Annotated in this window: 15 protein-coding genes; 14 read left to right on the top strand and 1 reads right to left on the bottom strand. The window is 46.1% G+C overall.

Annotation, left to right across the window (positions count from 1 at the left end; genetic code table 11):
- Nucleotides 1–51: 51 nt before the first annotated feature.
- The gene (locus KHN79_RS04325; RefSeq protein WP_182011074.1) at nucleotides 52–1365 is read right to left on the bottom strand and encodes a hemolysin family protein; all 1314 of its coding nucleotides are present in this window, start codon (nucleotides 1363–1365) and stop codon (nucleotides 52–54) included.
- A gap of 180 nt (nucleotides 1366–1545) precedes the next feature.
- On the opposite strand from KHN79_RS04325, the gene KHN79_RS04330 reads away from it, so the two are divergent.
- The 14 genes from KHN79_RS04330 (at nucleotide 1546) to KHN79_RS04395 (ending at nucleotide 20185) form a co-directional block, all read left to right on the top strand.
- Complete coding sequence (locus KHN79_RS04330; RefSeq protein ID WP_182011075.1) at nucleotides 1546–2748, top strand: DEAD/DEAH box helicase; 1203 nt, start codon at nucleotides 1546–1548, stop codon at nucleotides 2746–2748.
- A 233-nt stretch (nucleotides 2749–2981) separates the two neighbouring features.
- Nucleotides 2982–3644, top strand: coding sequence for a TrkA family potassium uptake protein (locus KHN79_RS04335; protein WP_182011076.1), 663 nt, complete (start codon nucleotides 2982–2984; stop codon nucleotides 3642–3644).
- Nucleotides 3641–5008, top strand: coding sequence for a TrkH family potassium uptake protein (locus KHN79_RS04340; RefSeq protein WP_182011077.1), 1368 nt, complete (start codon nucleotides 3641–3643; stop codon nucleotides 5006–5008). Before KHN79_RS04335 ends, KHN79_RS04340 begins: the two co-directional genes overlap by 4 nt.
- A 270-nt stretch (nucleotides 5009–5278) precedes the next feature.
- Nucleotides 5279–8260 carry a M6 family metalloprotease domain-containing protein gene (locus KHN79_RS04345; RefSeq protein WP_182011078.1) on the top strand — a complete coding sequence of 994 codons (2982 nt, stop codon included), beginning with the start codon at nucleotides 5279–5281 and terminating at the stop codon, nucleotides 8258–8260.
- Between the two features lie 164 nt (nucleotides 8261–8424).
- On the top strand, nucleotides 8425–9894 hold the full coding sequence (locus KHN79_RS04350) for a protein adenylyltransferase SelO (protein ID WP_182011079.1): 1470 nt from the start codon (nucleotides 8425–8427) through the stop codon (nucleotides 9892–9894).
- 137 nt (nucleotides 9895–10031) lie between these two features.
- On the top strand, nucleotides 10032–10757 hold the full coding sequence (locus tag KHN79_RS04355) for a response regulator (RefSeq protein ID WP_182011080.1): 726 nt from the start codon (nucleotides 10032–10034) through the stop codon (nucleotides 10755–10757).
- Nucleotides 10747–12207, top strand: coding sequence for an ATP-binding protein (locus tag KHN79_RS04360; RefSeq protein WP_182011081.1), 1461 nt, complete (start codon nucleotides 10747–10749; stop codon nucleotides 12205–12207). The genes KHN79_RS04355 and KHN79_RS04360 overlap by 11 nt, the downstream gene beginning before the upstream one ends.
- 142 nt (nucleotides 12208–12349) lie before the next feature.
- On the top strand, nucleotides 12350–13597 hold the full coding sequence (locus tag KHN79_RS04365; protein ID WP_182011082.1) for an ABC transporter substrate-binding protein: 1248 nt from the start codon (nucleotides 12350–12352) through the stop codon (nucleotides 13595–13597).
- A 66-nt stretch (nucleotides 13598–13663) separates the two neighbouring features.
- Nucleotides 13664–14587, top strand: a complete 924-nt coding sequence (locus tag KHN79_RS04370; protein WP_182011083.1) for a sugar ABC transporter permease — start codon at nucleotides 13664–13666, stop codon at nucleotides 14585–14587.
- The gene (locus KHN79_RS04375) at nucleotides 14584–15441 is read left to right on the top strand and encodes a carbohydrate ABC transporter permease (protein WP_182011084.1); all 858 of its coding nucleotides are present in this window, start codon (nucleotides 14584–14586) and stop codon (nucleotides 15439–15441) included. Before KHN79_RS04370 ends, KHN79_RS04375 begins: the two co-directional genes overlap by 4 nt.
- A gap of 5 nt (nucleotides 15442–15446) precedes the next feature.
- Nucleotides 15447–16562 (top strand): sn-glycerol-3-phosphate ABC transporter ATP-binding protein UgpC, encoded by a 1116-nt coding sequence (gene ugpC / locus KHN79_RS04380; protein ID WP_182011085.1) that lies wholly within the window; start codon nucleotides 15447–15449, stop codon nucleotides 16560–16562.
- Nucleotides 16563–17065: 503 nt separating this feature from the next.
- Nucleotides 17066–18064 carry a TRAP transporter substrate-binding protein gene (locus KHN79_RS04385; RefSeq protein ID WP_182011086.1) on the top strand — a complete coding sequence of 333 codons (999 nt, stop codon included), beginning with the start codon at nucleotides 17066–17068 and terminating at the stop codon, nucleotides 18062–18064.
- A 69-nt stretch (nucleotides 18065–18133) separates the two neighbouring features.
- Nucleotides 18134–18820, top strand: coding sequence for a TRAP transporter small permease (locus tag KHN79_RS04390; protein WP_182011087.1), 687 nt, complete (start codon nucleotides 18134–18136; stop codon nucleotides 18818–18820).
- Nucleotides 18821–18823: 3 nt separating this feature from the next.
- Complete coding sequence (locus tag KHN79_RS04395; protein WP_182011088.1) at nucleotides 18824–20185, top strand: TRAP transporter large permease; 1362 nt, start codon at nucleotides 18824–18826, stop codon at nucleotides 20183–20185.
- Nucleotides 20186–20481 lie beyond the last annotated feature (296 nt).

Consider the following 20481-nt stretch of genomic DNA (forward strand, 5'->3'; position numbering starts at 1 on the left):
GCCTCTTTTTTTGGAAGAGGAAGGGGGCTGGTTTTTTATCTTATTATTCGGTTAAGGTTCTGGGGCTTCAGGTATGTTGAGAGGTTTTTTCTCAGATACTTTAACCTGAATGATGCGGTTACTCTTTACGTGCAGAATTTCGAAACGCCAGTTCTGGTATTCAATGATTTCACCTTGATCAGGTACGCGCTCTGTTAACCAGGTGAGGAAGCCGTTTAAGGTCTGAAACCCCTCAATATCCTCTCCTTCAATACTGGTGAGTCCGAGTTTGTATTTGAGTTCGTTAAGTGGGATTAAGGCATCCATCAGCCAGCTGCCATCTTTTTGCTGTTTCGCCCAAATCTGTTGTGGCTCCATGCCTAGTTCTCCGGCGATGGATTTTAGTAAGTCGTAGTACGTCACTAACCCTTGCACGTCACCATATTCGTCAACGATGAATACCATCTCTGTGCTGGTTGTCTGCATGTAATTTAACAGGGGAAGACCTTTCATTGACTCGGGTACAAAGCGAGGAGGTTTTAACTGCTTGCTGAGTCTGTCTATTGAAAGCTTGTCATACTCATCCAACATTACTTTAGAAGAAACGGTGCCAATGATGTTATCCAGGCTTCCTTTACAGACCGGCCATACCGAGTGCTGGGTTTGACGAAGGTTATTGAGGATCGCATCAATGGGTAATGAAGCGTCGAGATAGTGAATATCAGGGCGTGGCGTCATCAGCGATAATGCAAGACGGTCATTGAGATGAAGCAGGTTGCGGATCATCAATTGTTCCTGCGGTTCTATAGCTCCGGACTCCGAGCCTTCACTGATCACGGCAACGATGTCCTCTTCTGTGACTACTTCACTCTTGCTCTCAGTTTGCCCTAAAATCCTGAGCAAAGTATCGGTGGTAAACGTAAGAAGTAACACAAACGGCCGGGCTAATTTGGCTAACCAGTGGATCGGGTAAGCAACATTGATAGCAATTATTTCCGCATTATTCTGAGCAATACGTTTTGGTACTAATTCGCCGATGACAATGGCGAAGTAAGTGATCAGTAAGACAATGCTAAATGTGGATACAACGCTGGCAATCTCTTTATCCAGCCCCTGACTGACCAGCAAGTGCCCCAAAGGCTCAGAAAGCGTCGCTTCACCAAATATACCGCTGAGCAGACCAATCACAGTGATACCAATCTGAATCGTTGACAAAAACAGGGTCGGATTGCTTTTTAGCTCAATCGCGAGAGCTGCGCGTTTGCTTTCTTCTGCCATTATTTTCAGACGACTGGTTTTAGCCGCCACCAGTGCTATTTCTGACATCGCGAAGACGCCGTTGAGCGTAATTAAACCGATTAATCCGACTAATAATAAAATGTCCATGAAACCTTCCAGTCACAAACGTTATCTGATGGTGCGATTACGATTTTGACTATTCGCTAGCTAAGCTTATGTTTTATTTACAGGATAGTCTGCCTGGCGCTACTACGCTGATTAATCATTCTGTTACTTGAAGGTGATTCTGATACACTACGCGCCCATTTCCTCTGTTGAGACGTTTCTATGCCATTTTCTAAGCTTGGTTTAAGCGCACCAATCACTGAAGCAGTGACGGCGCTAGGTTATGAAAAACCGACTTCTATTCAGAAAAAAGCTATTCCGATTGTTCTGCGCGGGAGTAATTTGATTGCCGCAGCGCAAACCGGTACAGGTAAAACCGCCAGCTTTGTATTGCCAATCTTAGAAAAGCTCAGCAAAGGTGAAACCCAGTGTAAGAAGCGAGCGCGGGCAATTATTCTGACCCCGACACGTGAACTGGCACTTCAGGTGCACCAGAGCATTGAGGCTTACGGTAAGAACCTGCCATTGCGCTCAATGGCGATGTTCGGTGGTGTCGATTACGCACCGCAGAAGCAAGCACTTATCGAAGGGGTTGATATTGTAGTAAGCACGCCGGGACGTCTAATCGATCTTTATGGTCAACGTGCCATTCATTTTGATGAAGTAGAAATGCTGGTTCTCGACGAAGCGGACAAGATGCTGGATATGGGCTTCATTGACGCGATAGACAAGATAGTTGATTGCATGCCAGAGGACGTACAGAGTCTGCTGTTCTCGGCGACGTTGTCGAATCCGGTACGCGATCTTGCCAAGAATGCGATCGTCGATCCGGAAGAAATCACCATTGCAAAACACAGCGCCTCTAAGTCAAACATCAAGCAGTGGATTACGACGGTCGATAAAGACATGAAGTCGTCATTGTTAAGCCAGATGCTGAAAGAGAACGATTGGTCGCAAGTTCTGATCTTTATCGAAACCAAGCACGGTGCCGCCAAGTTAGTCAGTCAGCTGGAGAAGCGCGGCATTGTTGCTGAAGCGTTCCACAGCGGACGTAACCAGCGTGTTCGTCAGGAACTGATTGAGAAATTTAAAGCAGGCGAAATCCAGTACCTGGTTGCGACAGGCGTTGCGGCGCGTGGTATCGATATCGACAATCTGCCTGTCGTGATTAACTACGATCTACCATTCCCGGCCGATGAATACGTTCACCGAATTGGCCGTACAGGTCGTGCCGGAGCGCAGGGTGAAGCGATTTCACTGGTATCGAAGGATGATTTCAAAAACTTGTGCATGATTGAAAGTCGCCTTGGTCATCTGCTTGAGCGCGTTGAGATTGAAGGATTTGCACCAAGAAAGCCGGTGCCGATTTCTATTCTTAATTACGTGCCGAAGAATAAGCGTAAGCCACAAGAACAGCGTAACTAGCATTAAAAGCTTACCTTGATAACAAGCCGCATTTCGATGCGGCTTGTTTGTTTTCCGGCTAAGGAAAATAACCCCGATAATCGTGAAAAAAAGCAATTCATGTCATACGCTTAAGACTGTGATGCGAGCCGTTTACTTGAGGCTTTCGTTAATTATCTGTCGTCAGGTTTGCGCAAGAGGTTGAATATTCGCAGACTTTCTCTATTGCTGGTGAATGCATAGAAGAGGCACTAATGAAAAAAGGTGATAAGCAATTTGCTGTTATTGGCCTTGGTCGGTTTGGTTTAGCGGTTTGTAAAGAGCTCCAAGATGCAGGTTCTCAGGTTTTAGCGGTTGATATTGATGAAGTCAGAGTCCGAGAAGTGGCTGCATTTGTGAGCCAGGCTATCGTCGCCAACTGTACTCACGAAGAGACCGTCGCAGAGCTGGAACTCCATGATTACGATATGGTGATGATCGCCATTGGTGATGATGTGAACGCCAGTATTCTGGCTACATTGATCGCTAAAGAATCAGGAGTGCGAACACTGTGGGTAAAGGCTAATGATCAGTTTCAGGCCAGGGTGCTGCAAAAGATTGGCGCTGACCACGTCATTATGCCAGAGCGTGATATGGGAATACGTGTCGCGCGCAAAATGTTGGACAGACGCGTTCTGGATTTCCATCCTCTTGGCAGTGATTTAGCCATGACCGAGTATGTGATCGGGTCCAACTGGATGGGTAAAACGCTGGGTGAACTGTCACTGTGCCAAGTTGAAGGTGTACAAGTTCTTGGTTTTAAAAGAGGGCCGGAAATCACCAAAGCGCCGGGGATGGACATTAGCCTGGAAATTGGCGACCTGCTCATAGTGGTTGGCCCGCAAGATAAACTCGCTCGTACACTGAAATCACTATGATACATCATCACAAGAAAGGCTTTTTTTACGTACCGGACAACAAACACGCGAAAGAGAAGGGCAGTGAGCCGAGAATTATCTTACTGAGCTTTCTTGGTGTATTGTTGCCTTCCGCGGTTCTTTTCACTTTGCCTGTGTTTTCGGTGAGCGGTTTATCGATAACCGATGCGTTATTTACCGCAACATCAGCAATCAGTGTCACCGGCCTTGGGGTTGTGGATACCGGGCAGCATTTTACTTTAGCGGGTAAAATCTTGTTGATGTGCCTGATTCAGATTGGCGGATTGGGGCAAATGACCTTATCGGCCGTCCTGCTTTATATGTTTGGTATGCGTTTGAGCCTTCGTCAGCAAGCACTGGCGAAATCCGCCCTTGGTCAGGAGCGGAAAGTTAATCTGCGCAGCCTGATTAAAAAGATCATGGTATTTGCATTGGTGGCAGAAACACTTGGCTTCATTTTTCTCTCCATTCGCTGGGTGCCGGAAATGGGCTGGCAGACGGGGATGTTCTATGCACTATTTCACTCGATTTCCGCTTTCAATAATGCCGGATTTGCCTTGTTTTCCGACAGTCTGATTGGTTTTGTGAATGACCCTTTGGTGATTTTTACTCTTGCAGCTCTGTTTATATTCGGTGGTTTGGGCTTTACCGTTATCGGCGATGTCTGGATGAACTGGCGGAAAGGCTTTAACTCGCTGTTTCTTCATACCCGCATTATGTTGATCGCGGCTCCGTCATTGTTGCTTGCCGGTACTCTGTTGTTCTGGCTTCTGGAAAGACACAATCCCAATACAATGGAAACATTACCATTGTCAGGCCAATGGCTGGCGGCATTTTTCCAGTCTGCCAGTGCTCGTACGGCAGGTTTTAACAGTGTTGATTTAACGCAATTTACCCAGCCAGCGCTTCTGGTCATGATCGTCCTGATGCTCATTGGTGCTGGCTCGACCTCAACAGGCGGTGGTATCAAGGTTTCCACCTTTGCTGTCGCGTTTTTAGCAACTTGGGCTTTCCTGCGTCAAAAGAAACATGTGGTGATATTCAAACGAACCGTAAACTGGGATACGGTGACCAAATCGCTCGCGATTATCGTTGTGAGTGGCGCCATTCTTACCACAGCCATGTTCCTGCTGATGATCACCGAGAAGGCTGCTTTTGATCAGGTGGTGTTTGAGACAATATCAGCTTTTGCAACGGTAGGGTTAACGGCAGGCCTTACTGCTGAGCTATCGGAGCCGGGCAAATACATCATGATTGTCGTAATGATCATCGGCCGTATTGGCCCTTTGACACTGGCCTATATGCTAGCCCGTCCGGAACCTAGTCTGATTAAATACCCGGAAGATACGGTTCTTACTGGGTGATTTTAAATACTAAAATATCAACAACTTAGTTGGTTCCTAACCCTTGATTAGTGCCTGGTAACTCTATATAAAAATACGTGTCATGACGCGCAAAATTGTTGCTCCGTTCACGAACCTTCATGCCTTTACTTCCTCCTTCCTATAGCATTCATTTAGTTAGCCTATATTAATCACCTTATATATTTAACAATCAATGGAGTTTTACATCGGTTGTGCGCGCAGGTGTTGATGTAATGTGCTGTATGCGAATTGAGAAGATGGAGCCGTATTTTGAAGTTCAACCTACTTGCATTAACTGTGCTGTCTGCATTTGTAGCAGAAAAAAGTATTGCCACCACCCCACCGTCGCCTGTCTGGCATGAAATTACCTTAACTGATGGAAGCTCAAGTGAAGCTATTCTGCGCGGAAGTGCGGACTTTCACTGGTTTGAAGATAAGCAAGGGAATGCACTTATCCAGCAGAGCGGAACCTGGTTTTTTGCTCAGATTCAGAGTGACTCAACTTCCCCGGAGCTTGTCTCGACGGGTATAGCAAAAACTCAGGTTTCGGTTGCACCTGAGTTGGCTAAGTTTCGGCCAGAGCTAGTTGTTAAGCCTTCATTTTCATCATTACAAACCATAGAACCAATGGCTCGTAAGAAGCTATTACGTTCAGGGTTGAGCTATCAGGCAATGAGTGGTTCTGGAGTTACACAGCAACCGTTACTTGTGGTACAGGTTTCGTTTACTGATGAAATGATGACACATGACTTTGAACAGCGCGTTTTTGGTCAGAACGGTCAAAGTGTCGTCGACTATTTTGAACAAAACTCAAAAGGGCAATATAAGGTTGTTCCGGCTATTGAAAGTTATGGTACTGAAAATGACGGTGTGATTGATGTGACTGTACCACTGAGTCACCCAGACTGTCATTTCAGTGATAGCCAGAGTCTGTGTGATGAAAAGATAAATAAAGTCTTCGTGCAAGCGTATCAAAAACTTGATCCTTATTTAGATTTATCGCGTTACGACAGTGATCAAAATGGTGTTATCGATGCGACAGAATTGTCGGTAATGTTTGTTTTTGCTGGTGGTGATCGTTCGACAGGTGACCTAAGTAAACCTGCTATTTGGCCTCATAAGTATTCCCATGATGACGTTTCTCTGGATGGGAAGACCATTAGTGAATACTGTGTATTCGCCGATTTCCAGGAACAACATCAATCAACTCTGGGTGTTATTGTTCATGAGTTGGGCCATTTAATGCTTGGCTTACCCGATCTCTACTCTAGATACAGCGACGCATCGATTGGTTCCTGGGGATTAATGTCTTACGGCTCTTGGGCGATGAAGGCGGGTGACAGCTATCCGGGTGAAACACCTGTCAATATGAGCGCCTGGAGCAGACACGCCGCTGGGTTCGTATTGCCAACGGTTGCTCAGCAAAGTAGCACATCTCATACACTCGAAAATGACGAAGTAACACTGGTTTACCTTGACCCTTACCTTAAGGAATATGGCCCACGTATTTATTTGGAAAATCGAACCTTCAGCGGCTATGACCGAGCTTTGCCTGCAGAAGGGGCACTTGCTATGTCGGTGAATATTCTTAACCGCTTCAATGACGTGGGTGATATGCAAGTTCAAGTAATGCAGGCGGATGGTTATGGGGAATTAGAAATGGGCTACCAGAGCGATCAGGGTGATTTATACCCCAATGGTAGCGCGTTGATTTCTGATACCTCGTATCCCGGTCTGAGCACTGTTACTGGCTTTAATACCGACGTCACTATTTCAGATATTTCAAGTAGTGAAAGTGGTGGCAGTTTCCGGTTGACCAAACCGAGTGATACGAATAAATCGGCGTGGTTTAACTCATTCTATCAGGAATATGTCTATTCTGGTGGCGATGATGTGCTAGCCGTCCCGCTTGATTTAGACCGTGACACACAGCTCGATGGTTTACAGCTTTATGCCCAGAAAACCACGTATCTAAGTGAAATGACGTATAAGGTTTGGCGCTTTCCTTTTACTGATAGTAATGACTTCACTTTGGTATTGAATGAAGACAGCGGTGAGTTGCTGTATCAGGGGGCATTTAGACAGTCCTCTAGAGTGCTTTTCCCTCAACCGGTTCAGTTAACTGCTGGTCAGCATTTACTAGTGGTTGAAATTGAAGGTGGCCAGTTTGAAGTAAGCTTCAATTTTGGAAGTTTTCTTGAAACTGAGCTGGATAATCAACCCGTAATGTGGGTTGGTAATAGTAGCGAGAAATATTCATCCGGGCTTATTAAATCTGGTTTTTCATCGGTTTCATTTGCTGCTTTGTTGAACAACGAAAACAATAGTGTTGCTGAAGCTAGATCCGACACATTCAGGGTTGCTATGAATACTCCGCTCACGCTGAATTTAATGGACAATGACTTGGTGGCATCTGGCTATCAGTTTGAAGTTGATATTGTTCAACCTCCGTTTAATGGCACTATTTCAGATAATCAGTATCAACCTGATAAGGATTTTACTGGCTCAGACAGTTTTCAATATCGCTTAGTGTCAGCAGATGGCTCACTATCTTCATCTGCCGTAAGTGTTTCTATTGAAGTAGTCGAAAATAATCATGCCCCTGTTGCGGTTATCGATGTAGTTGGCACAGAGCTCAAAGTTGGTAATCGCGTGACGTTGTCGGCGACCAATAGTAATGACCCCGATGGCGACGCATTAACTTATCAGTGGCAACAAGTAGCTGGAAGAACGGTTTCGCTTGGAAGCTCTACCGAAGTTAATGCTAATTTCACAATTCCTGAAGGAGCTAAAGCAGGGGATGTATTGACCTTTCAGCTGACGGTGTCGGACTGGAGTACGGAAGTATCTCATGCATCGGTCGATGTTGAGGTTCAAAACAGTGTTCCTACAGCGACAGCCGATTCAGTAACGGTTGCAGTGAGTGAGAGTATTGTTATTGATGTCGTCGCGAATGATGAGGATCTTAACGGAGATAATCTTGAGGTCCAAAGCGTGATCAATGTATCTGGTATCGGGGCGGCGTATGTTGAAAATGGCAAGGTAGTTTACCAAGCTCCGGATAGTGCAATTGACAATGTGAAGTTGGAGTATGTGATTGCTGACGACCAAGGTGCGATAGCGATAGGTGAAGTTACGGTAAATGTTGCGGCAACAAGCGCTAAAAAGGGAAGCAGCTCAGGCGGTGGCGGTAGCTTTTCTTACTGGTCATTAATGCTACTTGCGTTTTTGGGATGGCGACGTCGTCATTAATACCAACACCATTCTCAATCTCAGCCACTCTTATCGAGTGGCTTTGTTGTTTCAGGGGTTAGACTTACTAACGGTAGGTAAATACCCATGCTTATTTCATGGCTGAATGATGGTTGGGTTCAGACGTATACTGAACAGTAGTGAATCTTAGATAAGGAACCGATATGTCAGTCTGGCAACGGGTCAAGTTCAGCCACCGGTACAGTGAATTACCATCCTCTTTTTTTACGTATGTGAAACCTCAGCCGCTGTTGAACACGCAATGGGTTGTCTGGAATGGCGACTTTGCGCAGCAATTTGGTTTGCCGGTCGCGCCGGACGATGAGTTGCTGAAAGTCTTTTCCGGCCAGAGTGATTTCGATGATTTTCGTCCTTTAGCAATGAAATATGCAGGCCATCAGTTCGGCGTTTACAATCCGGATTTGGGCGATGGTCGTGGATTACTACTGGCTGAGATCCAGCGACAGGATGGTTCCTGGTTTGATATCCATCTAAAAGGCGCAGGCCTAACTCCGTATTCACGAATGGGAGACGGCAGAGCGGTACTGCGTTCCACGATTCGTGAGTACCTGTGCAGCGAAGCTATGCAAGGACTCGGGATTCCGACAACACGGGCGCTGGGCATGATGGTCAGTGATACCCCAGTTTATCGTGAGAAAACCGAAAATGGCGCACTGTTAATTCGCATGGCGGAAACTCACATCCGGTTCGGTCACTTTGAACACTTCTTTTATACCAATCAGCTTGCGGAACAAAAGTTACTCGCGGATAAAGTTATCGAATGGCACTTGCCTGAATGCTCTCAAACCGAGAAACCTTATGCCGCGATGTTTGCCTCTATCGTAGAGAAAACCGCAGACATGATTGCAAAGTGGCAGGCTTTTGGGTTTGCTCACGGGGTGATGAATACCGATAACATGTCTGTCCTTGGTCAGACATTTGATTACGGCCCGTTTGGTTTCCTTGATGACTACGATCCAAATTACATCTGTAACCATTCAGACTACCAGGGACGCTATGCGTTTGAACAGCAGCCACGCATCGCACTATGGAATTTATCGGCGCTGGCACACGCTTTGTCTCCGCTGGTGGAACGCTCAGACCTGGAATCAGCACTTGGTCAGTTTGAAGTACGTTTAAGTCAGCAGTTCAGTTTGCTTATGCGCAGTAAGCTCGGATTAAAAACCAGAATAGATGAAGACGGTCGTTTGTTTGAGTCCATGTTTGAGTTACTCAATCAGAACAAAACAGATTACACGCGTTTCTTCAGGTCGCTTTCTGAATTAGACCGTAAGTCGCCTCAGGAAGTTATCGACCTGTTTATTGACCGAGAAGCAGCTCAGGCGTGGTTGGAGTTATATCTGGCAAGATGTGGGCTTGAGATAGATGAACAAGGTAACCCCATCACAGCAGAGCAGCGTTGTGAACAGATGCGTACCGTTAATCCGAAATACATTCTGCGTAATTACTTGGCACAACTGGCGATCGATAAAGCGGAAGACGGTGATTTTAGTGAAGTCCGCCGCCTTGCTGCGTTGCTGCGCCGACCATTTGATTCTCAGCCTGAGTTTGAAGAGTACGCAAAACTACCACCAGAGTGGGGTAAGAAAATGGAAATCAGCTGTTCGTCATAAGTTGATATGATTACTTTGTTAATAAGATGTGATATTTGTCCGCAAGGGGTTCAAAGTATTAAAAATATTCTGTGAACCCATGTTTTGCCACGGATTACACTAGCGTTCAGTGGTTGAGTAATACGTTGGATGGAAAAATGTCAGCTAGAGTGCTAGTCGTAGATGATGATCAAGAAATTTGTGAGTTGCTACAGGAGTATCTGACAAAGCAGGGTTATGTCGTCAATACCGTGAATGATGGCGAGCAGATGCATCGTCACATTGAGCAGAATGACTACCCGGATCTTATTTTGCTTGATGTAATGTTACCCGGAGAGGATGGTTTCTCTTTGTGTCAGGCAGTACGCCGGACTTCGTCGACACCAATAATTATGCTCACAGCCGTATCGGACGATACGGATCAAATCATAGGCTTAGAAATCGGTGCTGATGATTATCTGGCGAAACCTTTTAACCCGCGCCACCTTAGTGCGCGCATCAAAGCGGTATTGCGCCGGGTTAAGGGTACCCAGGAAGGGCAGGATGTGAACCTTGCAGCCAAGCCGATTCGTTTTGGTGACTGGCGGTTAGACACGTTAGCGCATCGGATTACTCATCAGGAAACTCAGCAGTCTCACGACTTGTCAGGCAGTGATTTTTCTCTGCTGATGCTCTTCCTTCAAAAACCAAATCAGATACTCGATCGTGACACCATTTCATTCGCTACACGCGGCAGGGAAGCGTTACCTTTTGAGCGTGGTATCGATGTTCAGCTTAGTCGTTTACGCCAGCGATTAGGCGCCAGTGATAAGTACCCGCATTATATTAAGACGATGCGTGGTAACGGTTATTTACTCTCTGTACCAGTCAGTTATGAACAATAGTTGGTGGCATTTTCTCAAGCGATTCAAGCCAAATTCGTTAGTTAATCGCACATTAGGGTTAACGTTACTGGCGGTGATATTAGCTCAAGGCGTTGCAACTACTATCTGGTATACCGAATCCAGGCAGAAAGAGCTGGCAGGGATTCAGGATGCGTCGCAGAGTATGGCGAACATGTTTTCCTCTACCGTGACGTTCTTTCAGTCGCTGCCAGTCGGCTATCGCCACATCGTACTTGATCAGATTCGTAATATGGGCGGAACGCGTTTTTTTGTCTCATTTAACAAGGAACAGCTGATCGTCGAGCCGATAGAGGATACGCCGCTCAAACTGGCATCCATTGAAGCTATACAAAAGGTGCTGACTAAGAAGCTGCCCAAAGTAGACACCATTCTGGTCGATTTCTCGTTACCGGAAAATCTGCGACTGCTGAAAAACGATATTTATCTTAGTGACTTACCTAAATCGTGGGCTCACCATACCTTAACGTTAAGCCCGATTGATCCTCCCGTTTTAGTCGTGCAGCTTGAGCTGGCTAAGAATGAGTGGCTTTATATCGCCGCTTTACTTCCTGCTCCGTATGTTGACCTTGACGATACCTTGATTGGCCGAGAGCAGATCCTGTTTCTGGTTTTCTCGACAACGATTTTGCTCTTTCTTACTTACTTACTGATGAAAAGGCAGGTAAAGCCGTTGAAACGGCTTGCAAAAGCCGCCAACGAAATGAGCATGGATGTAGAGCAGGCTCCGTTGAAAGAAGAGGGGGCCAGTGAGCTTGTTACTGCCACGCGCGCTTTTAACCGAATGCAGCAACGGATTCGGCACTATATCTCCGATAGGGAACAGCTGTTTTCCTCTATCTCTCACGATTTAAAAACACCGATTACACGCCTGAGATTACGTGCCGAACTGTTGGAAAGTGATGTGAAGCGTGAAAAGTTCAATCGTGATTTAGATGATTTAGAGATGATGGTAAAGGGCGCACTTCAGTGCGTCCGTGATACCGATCTGCATGAAAATACCGCGCACGTAGATCTCAATGAGGTTATTAGCACGGTTATTGAGCCTTATAACCAGCAACAAATAAGGGTGAAATTTACCCCGAACCCTATCGGGCCAATCGTAGCAAGACCACTCGCCATAAAACGTGTTATCGGGAATTTGGTCGATAACGCTGTGAAGTACGGTCTTGCAGCTGAGATAACCCTCGCCAGGAGTGATGATCGGGTGAAGGTTGAGATCTGCGATCAGGGCCCCGGTATTCCGGAAGAAAAACTAGAGACCGTATTTGAACCTTATTACCGCTTATCGGACGATGACCAAGGGCACGGGCTGGGCCTTGGAATTTGCCGTAATATTTTGCACGGGCATGGTGGAGATCTCATAATTGACAACTTGCCTAATAGAGGTCTTCGCGCTCAAGTGTTTGTTTCTTCAGTGTTTGAATCGTAATGTAACATCTTTGTTACATTGAGATTACGCTTTGTTTCAATCAAAAAATTTTCGTTGGATAGACTGACAATGTTCAAGCAAGAACGCTCAGGTCACTAAGCCGTTGATCTGAATGTCTAATCCAATACACGGAAAGATAATAATGAAACTAAATAAAACCCTACTTACCCTCTCTCTGCTGTCTGCTGCGAATTTTGCCAATGCTGGCGAAGTGGAAGTACTTCACTGGTGGACTGCTGGTGGCGAAGCGAAATCTGCTGCCGTACTTAAAGATATGCTGGAGAAGCAAAATCATACATGGAAAGACTTTGCGGTTGCCGGTGGTGGCGGTGAGTCTGCGATGACAGTACTTAAAACGCGCGCCGTATCAGGTAACCCGCCATCTGCGGCTCAGATTAAAGGTCACGATATTCAGGAGTGGGGCGGCCTTGGCTTCCTGACTTCACTTGATAGTACGGCGAAACAGGAGCACTGGGATGACATCCTGCCTTCAGTTGTTACCAAGGTGATGAAATTTGACAATGAATACGTGGCGGTTCCGGTCAATGTTCACCGTGTTAACTGGCTTTGGGCAAACCCTGAAGTACTGAAGAAAGCGGGCGTCGAACTGCCGAAAACGTTAGATGAGTTTTTTGTTGCAGCGGACAAAATCAAAGCAGCAGGCTTCATTCCTCTCGCACACGGTGGTCAGCCTTGGCAGGACGCGACAGTATTTGAAGCGGTCGCACTGGATGTTCTGGGCAGCGAAGACTACAACAAAGCCTTTGTTGACTTAGATATGAATGTATTGTCCGGCGACAAAATGGTTGAAGTGTTCACTAAGTTTAAGAAAATTCACAACTACATTGATGCTAACTCTCCAGGGCGTGACTGGAACGTAGCAACCTCGATGGTGATTAACGGTGACGCTGCGATGCAAATCATGGGTGACTGGGCGAAAGGTGAGTTTACAGCGGCGGGTAAAACGCCAGGTAAAGATTACATCTGTGCGCCAGCACCGGGTACAGCAGGTCAGTTTACTTTCAACATCGATAGTTTCGCTTTCTTTGAGCTGAGCGATAAACAGAATCAAATGGCACAGCAAGACTTAGCCCGTACGATTCTGACTAAAGAGTTCCAGGAAGTATTCAACCTGAACAAAGGTTCAATCCCGGTTCGTCTTGATATGGACATGGCGAAGTTTGACCAATGTGCGTTGGATTCAATGGAAACCTTCAAGGCGAGTGCGAAGTCAGGTGATTTAGTACCAAGTATGGCGCATGGTTTATCGACCACGAGCTATGCACAAGGTGCTATCTATGACGTCGTGACTAACTTCTTCAACGATGAAAATGCGGATCCGAAACAAGCAGCGCAAAAACTAGCGAAAGCAGTTAAAGCCGCTATCTAATCCATTTAGGGCGTATGGGCTTGTGGGGAGCTCATGCGCCCTTCTTTTAAGATGTAAGGATTCGTTATGGAGAACGTTGTAAACCGGTATCCAAAGAAGTCACACGCAAAAGTTAATCTGGCGGACAGACTTCAGCAGTGGTTACCGAAAATTGTTCTTGCCCCGACGGTTTTGGTCACCGTGGTATGTATCTACGGTTACATTTTCTGGACGGCGGCGTTATCGCTCACCAACTCCCGTTTTCTGCCGAGCTTCAATTTTGTTGGTTTCACCCAGTATGCAAAGTTGATGGAAAATGACCGTTGGATCACCTCTATCACAAACCTTGGAATTTTTGGTTTGCTGTTTATGCTCATCGCCATTGTGCTTGGCGTGGGTTTAGCTATTTTACTCGATCAAAATATTCGTCAGGAAGGCACAATCCGCACTATTTATCTGTATCCGATGGCGCTCTCTTTTATCGTGACAGGTACCGCATGGAAGTGGATTCTTAACCCGGGGTTGGGTATCGAGAAACTGGCGCAGGACTGGGGATTTACCAACTTTAAATTCGACTGGCTGGTGAATTCTGACATGTCAGTATATACGTTAGTCATTGCTGCTGTTTGGCAGTCGTCTGGCTTTGTCATGGCAATGTTTCTAGCGGGGCTGCGTGGTATCGATTCATCGATTATCAAAGCGGCGCAAATCGATGGTGCCAGCCTTCCGACTATCTACTGGCGCATCATCATGCCTTGTCTGCGTCCAGTATTCTTCAGCTCGGTGATCATCACGTCACACATTGCTATTAAGAGCTTCGATTTAGTCACCGCGATGACAGCGGGTGGCCCGGGTTACTCTTCCGATTTGCCAGCGCTATTTATGTACGCACACTCATTTACTCGTGGTCAGATAGGTTTGGGCGCTGCCAGTGCGATGATGATGCTCGCAGGTATTCTCGCCATCTTAGTGCCTTATTTGTATTCAGAACTCAGGGAGAAAAAGTCATGATGCGCAGTATGAATTTTTCTCGACTGTTTATCTATTGCGGACTGGTGTTCTTTTGTCTGTTTTATCTGATGCCGTTGTTCGTGATGGTGATTACCTCATTCAAAACACTGCCGGACATTAAAGCAGGTAACCTGATGAGTTTGCCGACGGAATGGGTTTTCGGTGCCTGGCATAAAGCCTGGGACAGTGCCTGTACCGGTGTTAAGTGTGAAGGGGTAAAAGGGTACTTCTGGAACTCTTTCCAGATGGTGATTCCTGCGGTGGCGATCTCGACTCTGTTAGGCGCATTTAATGGTTATGTTGTCACTAAATGGCAGTTCCGCGGATCAAATCTGTTTTTCAGCTTGCTGCTGTTCGGTTGTTTTATTCCGTTTCAGGTTATTTTGCTGCCAATGGCGGCGGTGCTGGGTAAGCTGGGATTGGCGAATACCACTACGGGTCTTGTCATCGTTCATGTCATTTATGGCATGGCGTTTACGACGCTGTTCTTCCGTAACTTTTACATCAGTATTCCGGATGAACTGGTTAAAGCCGCAAAACTGGATGGCGCGGGCTTCTTTACTATTTTCTTTAAGATTCTGCTGCCAATTTCGACGCCAATCATCATGGTTACGGTTATCTGGCAGTTTACCGCTATCTGGAATGACTTCTTATTTGGTGTGGTTTACTCCGGCTCTGAAACCCAGCCTATCACGGTAGCGCTGAACAATTTGGTCAATACCAGTACTGGTGTGAAAGAGTACAACGTCGATATGGCAGCGGCGATCATTGCGGCGCTACCAACGTTATTAGTTTATGTATTAGCAGGAAAATACTTTGTTCGCGGCCTGACGGCTGGATCGGTAAAAGGATAATTATCATGGCAACACTCGAACTTAAACAAATCCGTAAAACCTATCCAAAAGCGGAACAAGAGACATTAAAAGGTATCGATATCAGTATCGATTCCGGTGAATTTCTTATCTTGGTCGGTCCGTCTGGTTGCGGAAAATCGACACTGATGAACACTATTGCCGGACTGGAGAGCATCAGCGATGGAGAAATAGTTATCGACGGTAACGATGTCTCTGACGTAGAGCCTAAAGACCGCGATATCGCAATGGTGTTTCAATCTTACGCTCTGTACCCAAATATGACGGTAAGGGGCAATATTGAGTTTGGCCTCAAGATCCGCAAGATGCCAAAAGAGGAAATCGATGCTGAGGTGGAACGAGTCGCTGAAATGCTGCAAATCGACCATTTGCTCGATCGTAAACCTTCACAGTTATCTGGTGGTCAGAGACAACGTGTTGCGATGGGGCGTGCGCTTGCAAGGCGTCCGAAGCTGTATCTGTTTGATGAGCCGTTATCGAACTTGGATGCGAAGTTACGGGTTGAAATGCGTCATCAAATCAAACGTCTGCATCAGCAGCTCAATACAACCATTGTCTACGTAACACATGATCAGATTGAAGCGATGACCTTGGCGGACCGCATTGCGGTAATGAAAGACGGCGAATTGCAACAACTGGGTACGCCACAGGAAATCTACAACAAACCTAATAACATGTTTGTTGCGGGCTTTATGGGCTCACCGTCTATGAATTTCATTAAAACCATGGTTGATCTTGATGAACAGGACAATCCAGTGATCAAGGTCAAAGGCAGTAACGCACAGGAACACCACATCAAGTTGCCAGAGTCCATGCGTAAGCAAGATGGTAAAGAGGTTGTGATTGGTTTACGTCCCGAGCACATCACTGACAGTGAAAATCAGGACTCTGCTGCTACAACGAAGCTTGATTTGCAGTTGGAGGTTCTTGAGCCGACCGGTCCGGATACTATTGCGATGATTAAGGTCAACGATCAAGAAGTTGCTTGCCGGCTGTCACCGGAGTTTGATGTGAAAGTGGGGCAGGTTGCACCATTGCATTTTGATTTATCAAAGGCAGTGTTCTTTGATGCATCGACAGAGCTGCGCATTGAGTTCCATTAATTATTTACCTCAGCGCAGGATAATCAAAGCCAATCAGCACAGCTTTTTTTGCGTCTAACGTCGTTAAAATCAACGCAATAGACCTGCTATTGACTTTTGATTTTGCCTAGTTACACATCAAAAATTGCAGCACTGATTATGATGCGTAAGTAATGGATTAATATTCAAGGGCTTGCTGACTTCCTTATCCAGAGCTGAGGTAAGTTTAGGTCAATCACAGACACAATTCGTAGATTCATTTTCTTAAACTTAACAATGGCAGCGAACCCGCTGCCATTTTTTTTTAATGAGTGTAATTCCACCCACTTAATATATTGGAATGGGTAGATTTTACCCATTTTAAAAATGGTACTGTGATCCAGGTTAATTGAGTCATTTGTTATTTGTTTTAAGTTGTTGATTTTAATTGTTAAATATAAGAATGATAACTTGGTGTGCTTATTGCTCAGGTAAATATATCAACACCCAGTGATGGGGTTGTTCATTTATCAAGGAGAATAATAATGCTTAAGCCTTTAACCCTACTATCTGTTTCAATTCTTGCTGTTACCAGTTTTAACGCTGCCGCCAACTGCGATCCTGGTGAAATGGTGATTAAGTTCAGCCATGTCACGAACGCAGATAAGCACCCAAAAGGGATCGCTGCATCACTGCTTGAAAAGCGGGTGAATGAGGAAATGAATGGCAAAGCCTGTATGCAGGTCTTCCCTAACTCAACACTTTACGATGATGACAAAGTGCTTGAGGCGATGTTGAATGGCGACGTACAGCTTGCTGCTCCATCGCTGTCAAAGTTTGAAAAGTTCACCAAAAAGTTTCGCATTTTCGACCTTCCTTTCCTTTTTGATGATGTTGACGCTGTAGACCGATTCCAAAACTCAGAGTCAGGCGAAGCTCTGAAAAATGCGATGAATCGCCGGGGAGTGAAAGGATTGGAATTCTGGCACAACGGTATGAAGCAAATCTCCGCGAATAAGCCACTGATTCACCCTTCTGATGCGAAAGGTCTCAAGTTCCGCGTACAGGCATCGGATGTGCTGGTAGCGCAGTTTGAACAACTTGGCGCTAACCCGCAAAAAATGTCTTTTGCCGAAGTTTACGGCGGGCTGCAAACCAAAGTTATTGATGGCCAGGAAAACACCTGGTCGAATATCTATGGTCAAAAGTTCTTCGAGGTTCAGGACGGTACAACCGAGACTAACCACGGCATTCTGGATTACCTTGTTGTGACTTCTACAAAATGGTGGGACGGGCTTCCAGCGGATGTGCGTGAACAGTTTGCGACCATTCTCACAGAGGTTACGCAAACACGTAATGCGGAATCTAATCGTGTCGAGCAACAGAACAAACAATATGTCATTGAAGCAGGCGGCGTGGTTCGTGAGTTGACTCCGGAGCAGCGTGCAGAGTGGGTAACTGCGCTTAAACCCGTTTGGAATAAGTTTGAAAAAGACATCGGTTCCGATTTGATCGAAGCGGCGTTAGAAGCGAACAAAAAATAACCAAAAATAACAACAAACGGCTCCCGCAGGTTGGGAGCCAAACCTACCTGATTCGAGCGACGTACCACTATGGAACACTCATTTTTTGCGAAAGTCGGTCAGTTTACCGACAAGGTTGAAGAAACCTTGATTGCCTTTTTCCTCGGCGCAATGACGATCTTGACTTTTGTCAATGTCGTAATGCGCTACTTATTCAATGACAACATTCTCTGGGCTGTTGAAGTTACCGTTTTTCTCTTTGCATGGATGGTGCTCGTTGGCGCCTCATATGGGGTGAAAAAGCATTTCCACATCGGTGTCGATGTAGTGATAAATCTTGTCCCTGAGGGTTGGCGAAAAGTCTTGGCACTTTTCTCTGTCGCATGCTGTTTAGCGTTTTCAATCCTGCTTCTTATCGGTTCGTGGAACTACTGGTACCCATTTGCAACAGAGCGGGCATGGTACGAGACGGATGATATTCCAATGCCGGAAATGTTGCAGTTCATGGCTGACTGGCTCAATGAAGGCGAGCGCTACGAGAAACTACCAAGATTTATTCCTTATATGGCGCTACCTATTAGCATGGCTTTGCTGACGATTCGTTTTTCCCAGGCCGCATATCAAATACTTACTGGCAAGCTTGACCGTCTTATTTCGAGCCATGAAGGTGAAGAAGAGTTAGAAGCGATGAAAGAAGAGCTCAAGGACGCTGGTAGCGTGATGGAGCCTGAACAAGGCAGTGCCAGCCAAGATAACAATAAGAACAAGGAGCACTAATCAATGCATATTCTGGTGTTATTCCTGATGGTAATTGGCTTCATGCTTCTGGGTGTGCCGATTGCAGTATCTCTCGGCTTATCAAGTATTTTGTTTTTGATGTGGCATTCAGATGCTTCACTGGCGTCGGTTGCTCAGACGCTGTTTAATGCGTTTGAAGGTCACTATACCTTACTTGCTATTCCGTTCTTTATTCTGGCATCCACCTTTATGTCTACCGGTGGCGTTGCCAAACGCATCATTCGTTTTGCGATTGCTATGGTCGGCTGGTTCCGTGGCGGCCTCGCTATGGCCTCGGTTGTAGCGTGTATGATGTTCGCCGCGCTATCGGGTTCGTCTCCTGCGACGGTAGTGGCGATCGGTAGTATTGTTATCGCCGGTATGATCAGAAACGGTTATTCCAAAGACTTCGCCGCAGGCGTTATCTGTAACGCGGGGACGCTCGGCATCCTGATACCACCTTCAATCGTCATGGTGGTCTATGCCGCGGCGACTAACGTATCTGTAGGTCGTATGTTCTTAGGCGGTGTTATTCCGGGCTTACTTGCGGGTGTGATGCTGATGATAGCAATTTACATTGCGGCGCGGATTAAGAACTTACCTAAGCAACCTTTTGTCGGCTGGAGCGAAGCATTCTCAGCGGCTAAAGATGCGATCTGGGGCCTGATGCTGGTGATGATCATTCTCGGGGGGATCTATGGTGGTATCTTCACTCCGACGGAAGCGGCGGCTGTCGCGGCGGTTTACGCTTTCCTTATTGCCAACTTTGTTTACAAGGACATGGGACCTTTTGCAGACAAAAGCAATACCAAGCCTGCCATAGTGAAAGTGCTACAGACCTTTGTACACAAAGATACTCAGCAGACACTGTTTGAAGCGGGTAAGTTGACGATTATGCTGCTGTTTATCATCGCTAATGCTTTGATCTTAAAACATGTGCTTACTGAAGAGCGTATTCCGCAGATGATCACTGAGTCGATGCTCTCTGCCGGGCTAGGTCCGATTACCTTCCTGATTGTGGTCAACGTGCTGTTACTGATTGGTGGCCAATTTATGGAGCCATCTGGCTTGCTGATCATCGTGGCACCACTGGTATTCCCGATCGCGATTGCGTTAGGTATTGACCCCATTCACTTGGGGATCATGATGGTGGTGAATATGGAGATTGGTATGATTACACCGCCGGTCGGGCTGAACTTATTTGTGACCGCAGGTGTGGCCAAGATGTCAATGTTGAATGTGGTTAAAGCGGCCTTGCCTTGGGTTGCCGTTATGTTCCTGTTCCTCATTATCGTCACATACGTGCCTTGGGTATCGACCTGGCTTCCGACTACTTTGATGGGACCTGAAATTATTACTAAGTAAGCCACGTCATCGTCGCTGAGCCTGAAACCTTAAGATTACTTGGGTAATTAAAAATGAAAAGGTGTGAAATATCACACCTTTTCATTTATTGGTTTGTAGCCATGCCTTCTGGTTGACGGGTTTACTCTGCGCTCATAACCGTGCCACTTTTTTGAGTTTTGTCTGCGCTCCTGATTTGATCGTCTTTCCTCCTGATAACAGCCATCTACCATCACGGTATCAGCAATCGCAGGTATCCTGATTTTTTCGCTCATGTTCCATCAACCAATTGTTTCCATAAGAAAATTATGAGTCAG

Origin of the sequence: Vibrio sp. B1FLJ16 (genome assembly GCF_905175385.1) — a bacterium.
Lineage (GTDB): Bacteria > Pseudomonadota > Gammaproteobacteria > Enterobacterales > Vibrionaceae > Vibrio.

Bases quoted from the DNA above. Each gene is read 5' to 3' on its own strand.
- KHN79_RS04325 (WP_182011074.1), bottom strand. From the start codon at position 1,365: ATGGACATTTTATTATTAGTCGGATTAATCGGTTTAATTACGCTCAAC.
- KHN79_RS04330 (WP_182011075.1), top strand. From the start codon at position 1,546: ATGCCATTTTCTAAGCTTGGTTTAAGCGCACCAATCACTGAAGCAGTG.
- KHN79_RS04335 (WP_182011076.1), top strand. From the start codon at position 2,982: ATGAAAAAAGGTGATAAGCAATTTGCTGTTATTGGCCTTGGTCGGTTT.
- KHN79_RS04340 (WP_182011077.1), top strand. From the start codon at position 3,641: ATGATACATCATCACAAGAAAGGCTTTTTTTACGTACCGGACAACAAA.
- KHN79_RS04350 (WP_182011079.1), top strand. From the start codon at position 8,425: ATGTCAGTCTGGCAACGGGTCAAGTTCAGCCACCGGTACAGTGAATTA.
- KHN79_RS04355 (WP_182011080.1), top strand. From the start codon at position 10,032: ATGTCAGCTAGAGTGCTAGTCGTAGATGATGATCAAGAAATTTGTGAG.
- KHN79_RS04360 (WP_182011081.1), top strand. From the start codon at position 10,747: ATGAACAATAGTTGGTGGCATTTTCTCAAGCGATTCAAGCCAAATTCG.
- KHN79_RS04365 (WP_182011082.1), top strand. From the start codon at position 12,350: ATGAAACTAAATAAAACCCTACTTACCCTCTCTCTGCTGTCTGCTGCG.
- KHN79_RS04370 (WP_182011083.1), top strand. From the start codon at position 13,664: ATGGAGAACGTTGTAAACCGGTATCCAAAGAAGTCACACGCAAAAGTT.
- KHN79_RS04375 (WP_182011084.1), top strand. From the start codon at position 14,584: ATGATGCGCAGTATGAATTTTTCTCGACTGTTTATCTATTGCGGACTG.
- ugpC (WP_182011085.1), top strand. From the start codon at position 15,447: ATGGCAACACTCGAACTTAAACAAATCCGTAAAACCTATCCAAAAGCG.
- KHN79_RS04385 (WP_182011086.1), top strand. From the start codon at position 17,066: ATGCTTAAGCCTTTAACCCTACTATCTGTTTCAATTCTTGCTGTTACC.
- KHN79_RS04390 (WP_182011087.1), top strand. From the start codon at position 18,134: ATGGAACACTCATTTTTTGCGAAAGTCGGTCAGTTTACCGACAAGGTT.
- KHN79_RS04395 (WP_182011088.1), top strand. From the start codon at position 18,824: ATGCATATTCTGGTGTTATTCCTGATGGTAATTGGCTTCATGCTTCTG.